The sequence below is a fragment of the Microbacterium kribbense genome, assembly GCF_039537285.1.
Taxonomy (GTDB): domain Bacteria; phylum Actinomycetota; class Actinomycetes; order Actinomycetales; family Microbacteriaceae; genus Microbacterium; species Microbacterium kribbense.
In genome coordinates, this window is record NZ_BAABAF010000016.1 from 1 (window position 1) to 14,826 (window position 14,826).

Below are 14,826 nucleotides of genomic sequence, written 5' to 3' on the forward strand. Positions count from 1 at the left end.
CGACGAGGAGGTGGCGATCCCAGAACTCAACGCGGCATAATCAACAACAGCTGATCCGCACGGTGTCGAGAAACTCCACCACTCAGCGGGACGTCACCGGCACGTTCCCGGCATAGAGCGAGCGCTCCGATGTTGACAGCCCGTGCTTCCCGTTGGGGAGCATACGTGCGAAGGAGTATCGACGACGGTCGACTCATAATGCTGAAGGGCCGACCCCACTGTACTTTCAGCAAGACATCACTGGGGAGTTGCGAACTGACGTGCCGAATTAGTCAGTCTCTTAGCTTCGCCTGATGACGCTTCGGTCGCGGTCGCTCCGGCCGGCCTGGCTCGCCTTGATTCGATCAGGTCACGCAGCTCTATAGTCCGCTCAACGTGAAGGTCCATGGCAGCGGCTCCGCTCTCATGCTGGAAGTCCTCCACCAGGTTCGTTTGATCGAGATTGAAGTCCACACCGGGGTCGAGTTCGATCGTCCGGTCGCGGAACCGGTACTTCGCGATCTGCCGCTGGCGGGCCTCGATCTCGGCATTCAACAAGGCGATGAGCCACTCGTCGTCGCGGAAGCCGCTGAAGAATACTCGTGCCCTGAACTCGAAGTTCAGGGGGCTCACGGTCGGGTGATAAGCACTGTCGAGCCACGCCATGAACTCGTCGCGGCCGGCTTGCGTCGTACGGTAGATCTTCGCATCCTGCGCGCCAGGGCGACTGCTCACCTCATAGGTGACCCAGCCCTTCTGAGCCATCTGCACGAGGGATCGGTAGACCTGACTCATCTGCGTGCGCGGGCGCATGAACACGCCCTGCAGATCCATGAACCGTTTGAGGTCATATCCCGTGCGGCGTCTCATGAGCAGCACGCCCAGGAGCAGGTGCTCGAGCTTCATCGTCACTCCTCCCGCCCCCAGCCTACGCAAGTTTCTAGCCTTACAAGCATTCCACAAGTAGTAACGATTTGATTCTACTTGTTGAATACACGGTCCGATCCTGTTAGCGTCTGCACAAGGCCGGTCCACGACGGACCGCACGACCCGGAAGAGACGAAGATGTTCAACTTCAGGAAGCGGATGGCAGCGACCGTCGCGGCGATCACCGTGGCTGCGGTCGCGCTGGCGGGATGCTCGAGCGGAGGGTCCGGCGGCAGCGGCAGTGTCAAGGCGGGGGAAGGGACGCTGACGATCGGCACGATCGTCGCCTCGAGTACCTTCGCGGTGGATGACGCACCGTGGGCGAATGAGTCACCGTATCTGCAGGCCGTGTATGACTCGCTGCTGCATCAGGACCCGGATGGCACGGTGAAGCCCTGGCTGGCAACCGAGTGGTCGTACAACGCCGACAACACAGTGCTGACCATGAAGCTGCGTGATGATGTCACGTTCACCGACGGGACGAAGTTCGACGCGTCTGTGGCGGCGCAGAATCTCCTGCGGTTCCGAGACGGTGCCTCGCCGCAGAAGGCGTACCTCGCCCAGCTCAAGGATGTGAAGGCGGTGGACGCCACGACTCTCCAATTGACGCTGAGTTCACCGAACCCGGCGCTGCTGTCCTTCCTTGCACAGAATCCCGGTCTGCAGGAGAGTCCGAAGCACTTCGGTGCGGCCGATGAGAAGACCAATCCCGTCGGTTCGGGCCCGTACGTCCTTGACAAGGGCGCGACGGTTGTCGGTTCGAAGTACGTGTTCGCGAAGAACAAGGACTATTGGGCCCCGGATCAGCAGCACTACGCGAAGCTCGTGATGAATGTGTACTCCACGCCCACCGCGATCCTCAACGCCATCAAGGGCCACCAGATCGATGGCGCGCCGCTGGTCGACAACTCGACGATCAAGCAGGTCGAGTCGGCCGGCTACAAGGCGAACGGTCAGACGCTCAACTTCACGGGCTTGCTCCTGTTCGACCGCGAGGGGAAGCTGTCTCCGGCACTGGCAGACGTGCGAGTTCGTCAGGCGATCAACTATGCGTTCGACCGTGACGCCCTGCTCAAAGCCGTGGGACACGGCTACGGCGAGGTCACCTCGTCGATCATCTCGCCCGCTTCTACCGGTGGGGACCCGTCGCTCGACTCGTACTACAGCTACGATCCCGGCAAGGCCAAGCAGCTGTTGAAGGAGGCAGGCTACGCTGCCGGTGAGATCACCTTGACCCAGCCGCAGTCGGCGGCCTTCCCGCCGGCGGTTTACGCCCTCGTCAAGCAGTACCTGGGCGACATCGGGATCAACGTGAAGTTCGTCAGCGTCGCATCGAGCAGCTTCCTCGCGGACCTGCTGGCGGCGAAGTACTCGTCGACGGTGATGCAGCTTCAGACGACGCCGACGGTATGGCAGTCACTGGCGCTTGACCTTCTGCCCAATGCCGGATGGAACCCGTTCCATGTGGGGGATGCCAAGATCGCCGGGTTCGCGAAGACCATTCAGTCTGGTAGTGATGCGGAGGCGGCGGCTGCGGCGAAGGAGCTCAACAAGTATGTCGTGGAGCAGGCGTGGTTCGCTCCGTGGTACCGCCCGCAGCAGACGTACGCGACGGCCCCGACCACCACGGTGAAGACGCAGACCGGCAACGCGTATCCCTACTTGTGGAACTTCGTTCCCAAGGGCTGAGGCGTGGCGTTGGGGCGCTTCGTAGCGCCCCCACGCCGCCCATCCGGAAGGATTGAGATGCTTTCGTTTATTGCCCGGCGGATTGCCTCGGGCGTGGTGATGGTGGTCGCGATCAGCGTGATTGCCTATTTGCTGCTGTATGCGGGCGGCGGGAATATCGCGCGTCAGCTTCTGGGTCAGGATGCTTCCGCGGAAGCGGTCGCGCAGAAGTCGCATGAGCTGGGGTTGGATCAGCCGCTGATCGTGCAGTTCGGCGCATGGGTGTCGGGTGCTGTGCGGGGCGACTTCGGGGCGTCGTGGTTCACGAGCCAACCGGTCACGGACGCGATCCTGAGTCGGTTGGCGGTGACCCTCTCGCTGGTGTTCGGCGCGACGATTCTGATCGCGATCATCTCTGTCGTGCTCGGTGTGGTGGCCGCGACGCGCGGTGGAGGGACTGTGGACACGGTTGTGCAGGTGCTCTCGCTGGTCGGTACCGCGATTCCGAACTTCCTGATCGCGCTGGGGCTGGTGCTGGTGTTCGCCATCAACCTGAGCTGGTTCAGTCCCACCGGTTTTGTGCAGCTGACAGATTCGGCCATGGGTTGGATCGGGTCGATCACTCTTCCCGTCATCGCCTTGTCCCTGGGGGGCATCGCCGCGGTGACCCAGCAGATCCGTGGGTCGATGCTGGACTCGCTGCGGCAGGACTACGTTCGGACGCTGCGCAGCCGGGGCATCTCGCCGCGCTCGGTGATCTTCAAGCACGTATTGCGCAACGCCGGGGGGCCTGCCTTGGCGGTGCTCGGCGTGCACTTCGTCGGGCTGCTGGGCGGGGTGGTGATCATCGAGCAGGTATTCGCGATCCCCGGGATCGGACAAGTCGCGGTCACGGCGACCTCACAGGGCGACATCCCGCTGGTGATGGGACTGGTGCTCGCAACCGCTGTCATCGTCGTTCTTCTGAATCTCGTCGTCGACCTGATCCAGGGTTGGCTGAACCCGAAGGTGCGTCTGTCATGACTGAATCGTTGCCTGCTGGTCTCACTGATGAGATCGCCGCTGTTGTGCGTCGTCCTCCGCAATCCCTGCTGCGCCGCCTGATGAAGCGGCCGGTGGCCGTCGGATCCTTAGTCTTCCTCGTTCTCGTGTTGCTGGTCGCGGTCATCGGACCGTTGTTCGCACCGCACGATCCCGAGACCGCATCGGCGCTGGATGTCCTGGCTCCGGTCTCGGCCGATCACCTGCTGGGCACAGACAGTGCAGGCCGTGACGCGTTCTCCCGGTTGCTGTTCGCGACGCGGTTCAGCGTCGCGGGTGCGGTATTGGCGCTGGCAGTGGCGGCAGTGCTGGGTGTGACAACAGGACTCGTCGCGGGCTACTACAGGAAGTGGTTCGAGGGCGTCTCGGACTGGGTGATGGGACTCGTCCAAGCGTTGCCCGGCATCATCGTTCTGCTGGCGGCGCGCGCGGTGGTCGGGCCGTCGATGTGGATATCGATGGCCATCTTCGGGGTGCTGCTGTCGCCGGCGTTCTACCGGCTCGTGTACGCGACCGTTTCTGCTGTGCGGGATGAACTGTACGTCGACGCGGCCCGCGTGTCGGGCCTGAGTGACGGGCGGATCATCGCACGGCACATCCTCACAGTCGTGCGTGGGCCGGCGCTGGTGCAGGCCGCTTTCGTCACCGGTGTGGCGATCTCCATCCAGGCGGGACTCGAGTTCCTCGGGCTGGGTGACCTGTCGCTGGCGACGTGGGGCGGGATGCTCAACGACGGGTTCGCCAATATCTACTCGGACCCCGTTCTGATGCTGTGGCCCAGTCTTGCGATCGGGCTGACCTGTGTATCGCTGGTTCTTCTGGCCAATGCGATACGCGACACGGTGGAGCGTTCGGGCGCGCGTGCCCCCAGGCAGCGAACGGCCGACCTAGCGGTACCGACGATCGAGAAGCAGGCTGTGATCCGTCATGGCGCCGGTGTGGTGGGGGCTGACCGTGAGGAGTTGTTGAGCATTCGCGACCTCGCCGTTGGCTATGGGCAGGACGATGGAACGGTCAAGCTTGTGGTGGAAGACGTATCGCTGACCGTGCACCGCGGTGAAGTGCACGGTGTGATCGGTGAATCCGGGTCGGGAAAGACGCAGACGGCGTGGTCGGTGTTGCGGCTGCTGCCTTCCGGCGGCCGGATCATCGCCGGATCCGTCGAATTCGAGGGCACGGATCTTGCTTCCCTGTCCGAGTCACGGATGAACACGCTGCGGGGCCGGCGCATCTCTTACATCCCGCAGGAGCCGATGTCGAACCTGGACGCTTCGTTCACGGTCGGCAGTCAACTCGTCGAGCCGATGCGCGCGAAGCTCGGGATCAGCCGGCGGGAAGCGAAACGTCGTGCGATCGACTTGCTGGCCCGCGTCGGCATCCCGAATCCCGAGCGCACCTTCTCCGCTTACCCGCACGAGATATCGGGCGGTATGGCTCAGCGCGTGCTGATCGCCGGTGCCGTCTCATGTGATCCCGACCTGATCATCGCTGATGAGCCGACGACTGCTCTGGATGTCACCGTGCAGGCCGATGTTCTTGACCTCCTGCGCAGTCTGCAGGAAGAGCGCAACATGGGGATGATCCTGGTGACCCACAACTTCGGCGTTGTCGCGGACATCTGCGACACCGTCTCAGTGATGCGATCGGGCCGGATCGTTGAGAACGGGCCGGTGATCGACCTCTTCGCGCACCCGCAGCATCCGTACACCCAGTCGCTGTTCGACGCCGTCCTGGAAGAGGCCGAGCCGGCGACGACAGACGAGCATGTGGACTCGCCTGCTGCGGAAGGAGCGATCCGATGACCGAGAAGCTGGTCGACGTTCGTGATCTCGTCGTGGAATACCCCGCGAAGGGTTTCCGTAAGAAGCCGTTCCGGGCGCTGAAGGGCGTGTCCATCGACATCTTGCCGGGGGAGACCGTGGGCCTGGTTGGGGAGTCGGGGTCAGGTAAGACGACCCTGGGACGTGCGATTCTGGGCCTGGCGCCGGTGACGGAAGGAACCATCGCCTACGACGGCCGCGACATCGCGCATCTGTCGGCCAAACAGCGACGTTCGCTCGCCCATGACATCCAGGTGGTCTTCCAAGACCCGTACACGTCGCTGAACCCGTCCATGACGATCGAGCAGATCTTGATGGAACCGCTCATGGTCCGTGACATGTCGGCACGAGATGCCCGCAGCCGAGTCCGGGCGCTTCTGGACGAGGTCCAGCTACCCGGGGACGCGGGGCAGCGACTGCCTCGAGAGTTCAGCGGTGGGCAGCGTCAGCGGGTCGCCATCGCACGCGCGCTCGCGCTGCGGCCACGGCTGATCGTCTGCGACGAGCCCGTGTCGGCCCTTGACTTGTCGACTCAGGCGCGCGTGCTGGAGCTGTTCGCCGACATTCAGGAGCAGACCGGCGTCGCCTACCTGTTCGTGTCGCACGACCTCGCCGTGGTGCGCCACCTCAGTTCACGTGTCGCCGTCATGTATCGCGGCGAGATCGTCGAGTGGGGGGACGCCGAGCAAGTGACCACCCACCCCGAACACCCCTACACGCAGCGCCTGTTCCTGGCCGCCCCGGTGCCCGATCCGACCCTGCAGGCGAGGCGGCGAGAGGAACGTCATGCTCTGCTCGCCCGCCAGCACCGCGAGTCCACCAGCACCGTTTCCGTCACGGTCTGAACCACCCACGCCCAAGGAAGGCCATCACCATGCGCGCCATCATCCTGATGTTCGACAGTCTGAATCGCCACATGCTGCCGCCCTATGCGGAGACGTTCGTCGATGCCCCCAACTTCGCGCGGCTCGCTGAGAAGGCGGTGACGTTCGACAACTTCTACGCCGGTTCCTTGCCGTGCATGCCCGCCCGTCGCGAACTGCACACCGGGCGCTACAACTTTCTGCACCGTAGCTGGGGTCCTCTCGAACCGTTCGATGACTCGATGCCGGAAATGCTCAAGAACGCCGGCGTCCACACACATCTGGTGTCTGACCATCAGCACTATTGGGAGGACGGCGGCGCGACATACCACACGCGCTACAACACGTGGGAGTTCTTCCGGGGCCAGGAAGGCGACAACTGGAAGGGTGACGTCGAGGCACTGCGCGGTGCTGGCTTCCCCGCCAGCATGCGGCGGCAAGACGAAGTCAACCGTCGTCACATGCAGTCCGAGGATCAGCACACGCAGACCCGCACCGTGGATGCCGGCATCGAGTTCCTCGACACGAACGTCGCTGCCGACCGGTGGCTGCTGCAGATCGAGCTCTTTGATCCGCACGAGCCCTTCTTCGTCCACCAGCGCTTCAAGGACCGTTACCCGCACGATTACGATGGCCCGCAGTTCGACTGGCCCGACTACAGCAAGGTGGTCGAACCCGAGGACCAAGTGGAGCATGCTCGCCGAGAGTATGCGGCGCTCGTGTCCATGTGCGACTACTCGCTTGGTCGTGTCATGGATTTTATGGACGAGCACGACATGTGGGACGACACGATGCTCATCGTGAACACCGACCATGGCTTCCTCCTCGGAGAGCATGGTTGGTGGGCAAAGTCCGTGCAGCCGTGGTTCAACGAACTCGTGCACCTGCCCATGTTCCTCTGGGACCCGCGCTCCGGTGGCAGCGACCCGCGTCGAGGGGACCTCGCGCAGACCATCGACATAGCCCCGACAGTGCTGCAGTTCTTCGACCTTGAGCCGGCACCCGACATGCTCGGCCGAGACCTGGCGATCCCCAAGGCGCAACAGAACGGGGCCTTGTTCGGCATCCATGGCGGCCATGTAAACGTCACCGACGGACGCTACGTCTACATGCGAGCCAGCGTTGATGCCGCAAACCGGCCGATCGAGGACTTCACCCTCATGCCCACGCACATGCGCAGTCGGTTTGCCGTCGCCGAGCTCACGGAATGGGAGCCCGCCGAACCGTTCACCTTCACGAAAGGGCTCCGGACGATGCGTGTCGAGTCAGGCTCGAACTTCCGGATCAATTCGTGGCAACATGGGACGCTGCTCTGGGACCTGCAGGAAGACCCGGGCCAGCACACGCCCGTAGTGGACGACCAGATCGAACTACGGATGATTCGGCTCCTTGTCGACCTGCTGCGACGCAACGACGCACCCGAAAGCCTCTACGAGCGTCTCGGCCTACCCGCCCAAGAATCTCCCGGTCCGCAGTATCTGCGTGCAGCAGCGGACGCCGAACGGGCACGGGAGATCGCGGCCCCCCTCCCGGCGCGCGACGAGCTGCCCGCGCTCGAACTGCTGGAGGCCCCGCTGCACGATTTGCTCGCAGAGCGCTCTGCGCGAGACGTCCTCGAGCGCTACGTGCCCTGGCTCGTCACGACCGAGCTGGTCTCGTCGGCGCCGTGGGTGAGCATCATGGGCCTGGCCAAGAGCGGAGCCATCACTGCCGACGTCCTCACCGCGATGGCTGCCGAGTTCGCCGACATCCAGAGCGGAGTGACGGCCTGATGGGTGCCGACCAGCCCCCCAACATCGTCTGGATAAGCACGCATGACATCAACCCTGACCTCGGGTGTTACACCGGAGTGTGGCCCGGCGCCGAGTACGCTCACACGCCGAATCTCGACACCCTCGCTGCGCGCGGCGTACGGTTCGACAACGCGTTCGCCGCTGCGCCCATCTGCGCGCCGTCGCGGTCCGCGATCATCACCGGCTGTTTCCCGACGGCCATCGGCACTATGCACATGCGTTCGAAGGCCGTGCCACCGTCCGAGGTACGCCTTCTGCCGGAGGTGTTCCGCCAGGCCGGCTACTACTGCACGAACAACTGGTTCACCGACTTTCAGATCGACCTTCCCGAAGTCGCATTCGACGACTGCAGCCCCACCGCCCACTGGCGGAACCGCCCGAGCGACGACACTCCGTTCTTCGCAATCTTCCACGGGATGGCCACACATGAGTCGCAGCTCTACCTGGACGACGACGCGTTCTGCGCCGCGACGCCGCACGTGGTCGATGAGGTCCGCCACGATCCAGCCGATGCGCCGCTGCCGCCGTACTACCCCGACGATGAGACGTTCCGTACCGCATGGGCGCATTACGCCGACCTCATCACCGAGATGGATCATTGGGTGGGTGAAATCGTCGCAGAACTCGAGGCGGATGGTCTGCTCGAGGACACTGTCGTCGTGTTCTGGAGCGACCACGGAAAAGGGATGCCGCGAGCCAAGCGCTGGCCGAATGAGTCGGGTCTGCGCGAACCGCTCATCGTGAGCTGGCCGGGGCGCCTGACTGCCGGTGCGGTGGCGACGGGCCTTGTTCACACGATGGACCTCGCCCCGACGATGCTCGCGCTGGCCGGGCTCCCGATCCCGGCCGGAATGCATGGCGTGCCCCTCTTCGACGACGAGTGGACCGTGGTCGCCGAGCCGAACGCACACGTCTTCGGCGGGCGCGACCGGCAGGGAGAAGCTGACGACCGATCACGGACGGTGCGGGACGCGCGATTCCGGTATATCCGCAATTACCACCCGGACAAACCCGCGATGATCCACACCGAGTACCCGGATCATCTCGCCACGTGGGCTGGGTTCCGACGGCTCGCCTCGGACGAGTGCCAGCAGCGTGCCCGCGGGGAGCAGCCGTCACGGATGACCGCCGCTCAACGTGCGGTCGTCGCGCAGTCCAAGCCAGCAGAAGAGCTGTACGACATCATCGCCGACCCACACGAGGTGGTCAATCTCGCCGCCCGCCCTGAGCACCGCGGCGACCTCGACCGCCTCCGCGCGGCGCTCGATGGGTGGATCGAACAGTACGGAGACCTCGGGGCGATCCCCGAAGAAGAGTTGGAGGAGCAGTGGCGGCCCGGCGGGGCGCGCCAGGTGACGGCATCCCCGACGACGCAGATCACCGACGGCGTGTTCACCGCGGCGAGTGAAACGCCTGGCGCGATCGTCGGCTGGACGACCGACCCGCCGACCCCTGACCTCGCGCAGCAGAAGTTCCAGCGCGAGATCGGGATGCCTGCCAGCAGCGGACGACGATGGCGCTTGCACGGAGCACCGACCGTCGCGGACGGACCAGTGTGGTTGAAGGCCTGGCGCATCGGATACGAGCCGAGCGAAGATATCGCGGTCGCAGTGCCGGCCGCGCACGAGCGAGAACGGGATTCGAGGACATGACGATGACGACCGGCATTGGCGCAGTGATCGACGAGCGGCTCGCACAGCTGACGCTCGAAGAGAAGGTGATGCTACTCACCGGCCGGGACTTCTGGACGACGTGGCCGATCGAGAAGATCGGCCTGCGAAGGATCCTGGTCTCGGACGGCCCCAGTGGCGTCCGAGGTGAGGTGTGGGATGAGCGCTCCCCGTCCCTGAACCTGCCATCGGCGACGGCGCTGTCATCGTCATGGGACGTCGAGATCGCCTGGCGCTACGGTGCTGCCAGCGCCGTGGAGGCACGGCGCAAGGGAGTCGACGTCGTGCTCGGCCCCACCATCAACCTGCACCGCTCGCCGCTGGGCGGCCGTCACTTCGAGGCGTTCAGCGAGGACCCGATGCTGACGGCACGACTGGCAGCAGCCTACGTGCGCGGTGTTCAGGACAACGGGGTCGGCGCGACGCCCAAGCACTATGTCGCGAACGACTTCGAGACGGAACGTTTCACCGCAGATGTCGAGGTCACGGGCCGGGCGCTGCGTGAGCTCTACCTGCGGGCGTTCGAGGACGCAGTCGTCGAGGCGCGCGCCTGGCTGGTGATGAGCGCGTACAACTCGATCAACGGGGCAACTGCGACAGAGAACCAGCTGCTGGAGAGCCCACTGAACGACGAGTGGGGCTTCGATGGCGTCGTGGTCAGCGATTGGTCGGCGGTACGCAGCGTCGATAGTGCCAGGCACGCGCAGGATCTCGTGATGCCCGGGCCCGACGGCGCGTGGGGCGATGCTCTGATCGCGGCCGTGCAGCGCGGCGAGATCGACGAGTCCACCATCGACCGCAAGGTGCGCCGCATCCTCCGGCTCGCCGCGCGCGTGGGCGCGTTGGAGGGTGTGGCGCCCGCCGCTGCCGCGCCTGCGCATGCGGAGAACGGCATCGCGTTCGCGCGGGAGGCCGCGGCCGAGGGCACTGTACTCCTGCGCAACGACTCCATCCTGCCGCTTGCGGCGCCCGGCCGGATCGCGGTGATCGGGAACAATGCGCGCCACGCGCGCTCGCAGGGCGGCGGCAGCGCCACTGTTGTTCCGGAGCACGTCGTCTCACCACTGGACGGGATCCGCGAAGCGTATCCAGACGCCGACATCACTTACACGGTCGGCGCTGTCGTGCAGGAGGGACTGGCTGAGCTCACCCGATCGGGGATGCGTAACCCGGTCACCGGCGGTCCGGGCGCGCGGGTCGAGTTCCTCGACCAGGCGGGCACCGTGCTATACGCGGAGGACCGGCTGGCAAGCGGCCTCGTCTACTTCGGCGGCGATGCCCCGATCGGGCAGATGTCGTCGCTGGTCTTCGAGACCGATTACACCCCGACCGAGTCGGAGGAGGTGGGTCTCGGCTTCGCATCCGTCGGCACCGGGCGCGTCTTCGTCGATGGCGAGCTGCTCGCCGAGAAGACGGCCGACGCCGCGGGCGAGGACCTCGGTGCCGCCCTGCTGTCACCACCGGCCGCCTCGACGCCAGTCTCGTTCGAGGCGGGCGTGACCCGCCGCATCCGGATCGAGTTCCGCCGGGCACCCTCGAGCGGAACCCTCAGTCACGCGCTGAGCATCACGATCGGCACCGAACCGCCAGTCGTTGACGCGGACCGGCTGATCGCCGAAGCCGCCGCCGTGGCGGCGGCAGCGGAGGTCGTCATCGTCGTCGTCGGAACGAACTCGCGAGTCGAGTCCGAAGGCTACGACCGCGCCTCCCTGGCATTGCCCGGCCGACAGGACGACCTGGTGCGGGCGGTGGCCACGGCCAACCCGCGCACGATCGTCGTCGTCAACTCGGGGTCTCCGGTCGAGCTTCCCTGGCGTGACGATGTTGCGGCAGTGCTTCTGACCTACTTCGGCGGCCAGGAGTATGGACACGCGCTCGGCGACGTCCTCACCGGCAACCGGGAACCGGGCGGACGTCTGCCCACCACATGGCCGGCCGCGATGGCCGACGTACCGGTGCTCGATGTCACGCCCCACGGCGGCGTGCTCCGCTACGACGAGGGGATCCACATCGGGTATCGGGCGTGGCTGCGCTCGGGCGTGCGCCCCGCCTATCCGTTCGGGTACGGACTGGGCTATACGACGTGGGAGGTTGCCGACGCGACCGTCTCGCGAGTCGTCGGTGAGTCGGCGTCGTTGCAGATCCGACTCGCGAACACGGGAGACCGCGCGGGCAAGCAGGTCGTCCAGGTCTATGCGGACAGGCACGACTCAGCCGTGGATCGGCCCACGCGCTGGTTGGTGGGCTTCGCCGTCGTCCGTGCACCGGCCGGTACCGAGTCCGTCGTCGCGATCGAGGTGCCCCGGCGGGCCTTCGCGTATTGGGATGACGGGTGGCAGTACGAGGCAGGCGAGTATCGGCTGCACGTCGGGTTTGATGTCGGCGACGACCGCCGCACGCTGAGCGTCCAGCTCTGAGACCAAAGGGGATACAGGAGATGGCCAGACCCAACATCATTTTCGTCATGTCGGACGATCATGCAGCGCATGCGATCTCGGCCTACGGAAGCCGGGTCAATCACACCCCGCATATGGACCGCCTCGCAGCCGAGGGGGTGCGGATGGATGCCGTGTACTGTACGAACTCGATCTGCAGCCCGTCGCGCGCCACGATCCTCACTGGCACGTACAGCCACGTGAACGGGGTGTCGTCGATCTGGACCGAGATGGATTACCGGGTGCCGACGTTCATCGAAGCGCTGCACGAGGGCGGGTATCGGACGGCGATGTTCGGGAAGTGGCATCTGGGGGAGCACGGCATCTCGCTGCCACGTGGGTTTGACGCCTGGAAGATCTTCCCGGGGCAGGGTGACTACGTCGACCCGGTGATGATCGACGGGGACGGACCGGCGACTGTGCCGGGGTACGCGACCGATATCGTGACGGATCTGTCGCTGGATTGGATCGGCTCGCTGGCCACGGACCAGCCGTTCTGCCTGATGCTGCATCACAAGGCGCCGCACCGGCCGTGGATCCCTGATCAGAAGCACAAGCACCTGTATGCGGATGGGTCCATCCCGGAGCCGGAGACGTTCTTCGACGACTATGCCAGCCGCAGCAAGGCGGTGCGCGGCGTGCGCATGACGATCGCCGATGACATGGGCGCCGACGATCTGAAGCAGGAGGTGCCCGAGCATCTGCGCGGGCCGGAGAACCGCGAAACGCGAATGCGGTGGAAGTACCAGATCTATATGCGCGACTATTTGCAGTGCATCCAGTCGATTGACGACAACGTCGGGCGGCTACTGGGTTACCTCGACGAGCACGGGCTCGCTGATAACACACTGGTGGTCTACACCTCGGACCAGGGGTTCTTCCTGGGTGATCACGGCTGGTTCGACAAGCGGCTGATGTTCGATCAGTCCCTGCAGATGCCGATGCTGGTCCGGTGGCCGGCTGAGATCCCGGCGGGGTCGCGGTGCGAGGCGATTATCACGAACGTGGATTTCGCCGCGACGTTCCTCGACATAGCTGGGATCGATGCGGACGTGGCGCTGCCCACGTCTCAGGGCCGATCGTTCCGGCCGCTGCTACGAGGTGAGCAGGTCGAGGATTGGGCGGATGCGGCGTACTACCGGTACTGGGAGCATGACGACCCGATCCACGCAGCCCCGGCGCACTACGGCATCCGGACCGCGGATTACAAGCTGATCTATTACTACGGGGCTGGGCTCGGCGTACCGGGGGCATCGGATGTCGTGTTCGAGCCGGAGTGGGAGCTGTACGATCTGCACGCCGATCCCACCGAGGTCCGCAACGTCGCCGACGATCCCGCATACGCGCAGATCAAGGCCGAGCTGCAGGTGAAGCTTGGGCAGTACCAAGCCCGCTACCAGGACGAGCCCTACCGGGGACCGGGTACGTCCCACCCGGACTGGGGGCCGTACGATGAGGAACTGGCCGAGCGGGTCGCGACCTACGTACGGCAGATTCGCGCGTCGAGTTGAGGTGATCAAGTGACAGATGCGTCGGAGAATGCTGCCGGCGGTGGATGCGGTTGTGGATGCGGCACACCGAGCCGGGCGACGTTCATTGAGTTCGGGCGCGCTCCGGAGCAGGTGACGATGGCGGCTCGCGTGGATCGGCACACGATCGAGCAGTCCGTAGTTCCGGCAGGGGCATTCACCATGGGTGACTCGTCCGGTGATCGGAACCCGCAAGACGGCGAGGTGCCGTTGCACCGGGTCGAACTCGAGGGGTTCTCGATCGATGCGACGACGGTGACCAACGACGACTTCGCGCGTTTCGTGGACGAGACCGGCTATGCGACCGAGGCCGAGACTTTCGGGTTCTCGGCCGTGTTCCATCTCGCGCTGCAGGCGCCCGACGAGGACGTGATCGGCCCGGCTGCCGGGACGCCGTGGTGGTTCGGCGTTCGCGGGGCCGATTGGGCTCACCCGGGCGGACGCGACTCGTCGGTGGACGGCCGGGGTGACCATCCCGTCGTGCACATCAGCTGGAACGACGCCACAGCGTACTGCGAATGGGCGGGACGCCGGCTGCCCACCGAGGCCGAGTGGGAGTACGCGGCGCGGGGCGGGATCGACGGCGCCAAATATCCCTGGGGCGACGATGAGGTCGACGAGGGCGGCTGGCGTGCGAACATCTGGCAAGGACAGTTCCCGGGCGGCAACACTGCGGACGACGGCTGGCTGACGACGGCGCCCGTGCGATCGTTCCGACCCAACGGATACGGCCTCTGGCAACCGGTGGGCAACGTGTGGGAGTGGTGCGCCGACTGGTTCCACCCGCGAACGTACCGAGAGTTACCAGAGGCAGACCCTCGAGGGCCCGCGCAGGGCACCGCGCGTGTTCTCCGCGGCGGCAGCTACCTCTGCCACATCTCCTACTGCAACCGGTACCGCAACTCGGCCCGCTCGCAAAACACTCCTGACTCGTCGATGGGTAACGCTGGGTTCCGGACCGTCGCTCTTAGCACCGGTCGCCGCCCTTGAGCTAGAGAGATGGGGTGACGTCCCCTGGGGTGGTGTAGTTCTCGGTGCTGAGTGTCACGTCGTTGACGTGGTGAGCCATCGTGCGATGGTCAGTGAGAACCGACTAAAGCT

Annotated in this window: 10 protein-coding genes; 9 read left to right on the forward strand and 1 reads right to left on the reverse strand. The window is 65.2% G+C overall.

The genetic code is table 11. The features are described 5' to 3' along the window. Nucleotides 1-237 precede the first annotated feature (237 nt). Complete coding sequence (locus ABD705_RS15835) at nt 238-885, reverse strand: PadR family transcriptional regulator (RefSeq protein WP_344785339.1); 648 nt, start codon at nt 883-885, stop codon at nt 238-240. Nucleotides 886-1,044: 159 nt separating this feature from the next. Between ABD705_RS15835 and ABD705_RS15840 the strand changes: the two genes are divergently transcribed. From ABD705_RS15840 to ABD705_RS15880, 9 genes are read left to right on the forward strand one after another with little or no spacing between them, the layout of a single operon-like run. After that, on the forward strand, nt 1,045-2,595 hold the full coding sequence (locus ABD705_RS15840; RefSeq protein WP_344785341.1) for an ABC transporter substrate-binding protein: 1,551 nt from the start codon (nt 1,045-1,047) through the stop codon (nt 2,593-2,595). 57 nt (nt 2,596-2,652) lie between these two features. Beyond that, nucleotides 2,653-3,597: an ABC transporter permease gene (locus ABD705_RS15845; RefSeq protein WP_344785343.1), complete on the forward strand. Its 945-nt coding sequence runs from the start codon at nt 2,653-2,655 to the stop codon at nt 3,595-3,597. After that, the gene (locus ABD705_RS15850) at nt 3,594-5,417 is read left to right on the forward strand and encodes a dipeptide/oligopeptide/nickel ABC transporter permease/ATP-binding protein (protein WP_344785345.1); all 1,824 of its coding nucleotides are present in this window, start codon (nt 3,594-3,596) and stop codon (nt 5,415-5,417) included. Before ABD705_RS15845 ends, ABD705_RS15850 begins: the two co-directional genes overlap by 4 nt. After that, a complete protein-coding gene (locus tag ABD705_RS15855) occupies nt 5,414-6,280 on the forward strand; it encodes an ATP-binding cassette domain-containing protein (protein ID WP_344785347.1) in 867 nt (288 codons plus the stop codon). The genes ABD705_RS15850 and ABD705_RS15855 overlap by 4 nt, the downstream gene beginning before the upstream one ends. Nucleotides 6,281-6,309: 29 nt before the next feature. Beyond that, nucleotides 6,310-8,070 carry a sulfatase gene (locus ABD705_RS15860; RefSeq protein ID WP_344785349.1) on the forward strand — a complete coding sequence of 587 codons (1,761 nt, stop codon included), beginning with the start codon at nt 6,310-6,312 and terminating at the stop codon, nt 8,068-8,070. After that, nucleotides 8,070-9,743 (forward strand): sulfatase family protein, encoded by a 1,674-nt coding sequence (locus ABD705_RS15865; RefSeq protein ID WP_344785351.1) that lies wholly within the window; start codon nt 8,070-8,072, stop codon nt 9,741-9,743. Before ABD705_RS15860 ends, ABD705_RS15865 begins: the two co-directional genes overlap by 1 nt. A 2-nt stretch (nt 9,744-9,745) precedes the next feature. Beyond that, the gene (locus tag ABD705_RS15870) at nt 9,746-12,178 is read left to right on the forward strand and encodes a beta-glucosidase family protein (protein WP_344785353.1); all 2,433 of its coding nucleotides are present in this window, start codon (nt 9,746-9,748) and stop codon (nt 12,176-12,178) included. A 20-nt stretch (nt 12,179-12,198) separates the two neighbouring features. After that, entirely contained in the window at nt 12,199-13,707 is a 1,509-nt protein-coding gene (locus tag ABD705_RS15875) for a sulfatase family protein (RefSeq protein WP_344785355.1), read from the forward strand. Nucleotides 13,708-13,716: 9 nt separating this feature from the next. Further along, nucleotides 13,717-14,715: a formylglycine-generating enzyme family protein gene (locus tag ABD705_RS15880; protein ID WP_486341549.1), complete on the forward strand. Its 999-nt coding sequence runs from the start codon at nt 13,717-13,719 to the stop codon at nt 14,713-14,715. Nucleotides 14,716-14,826: the final 111 nt, after the last annotated feature.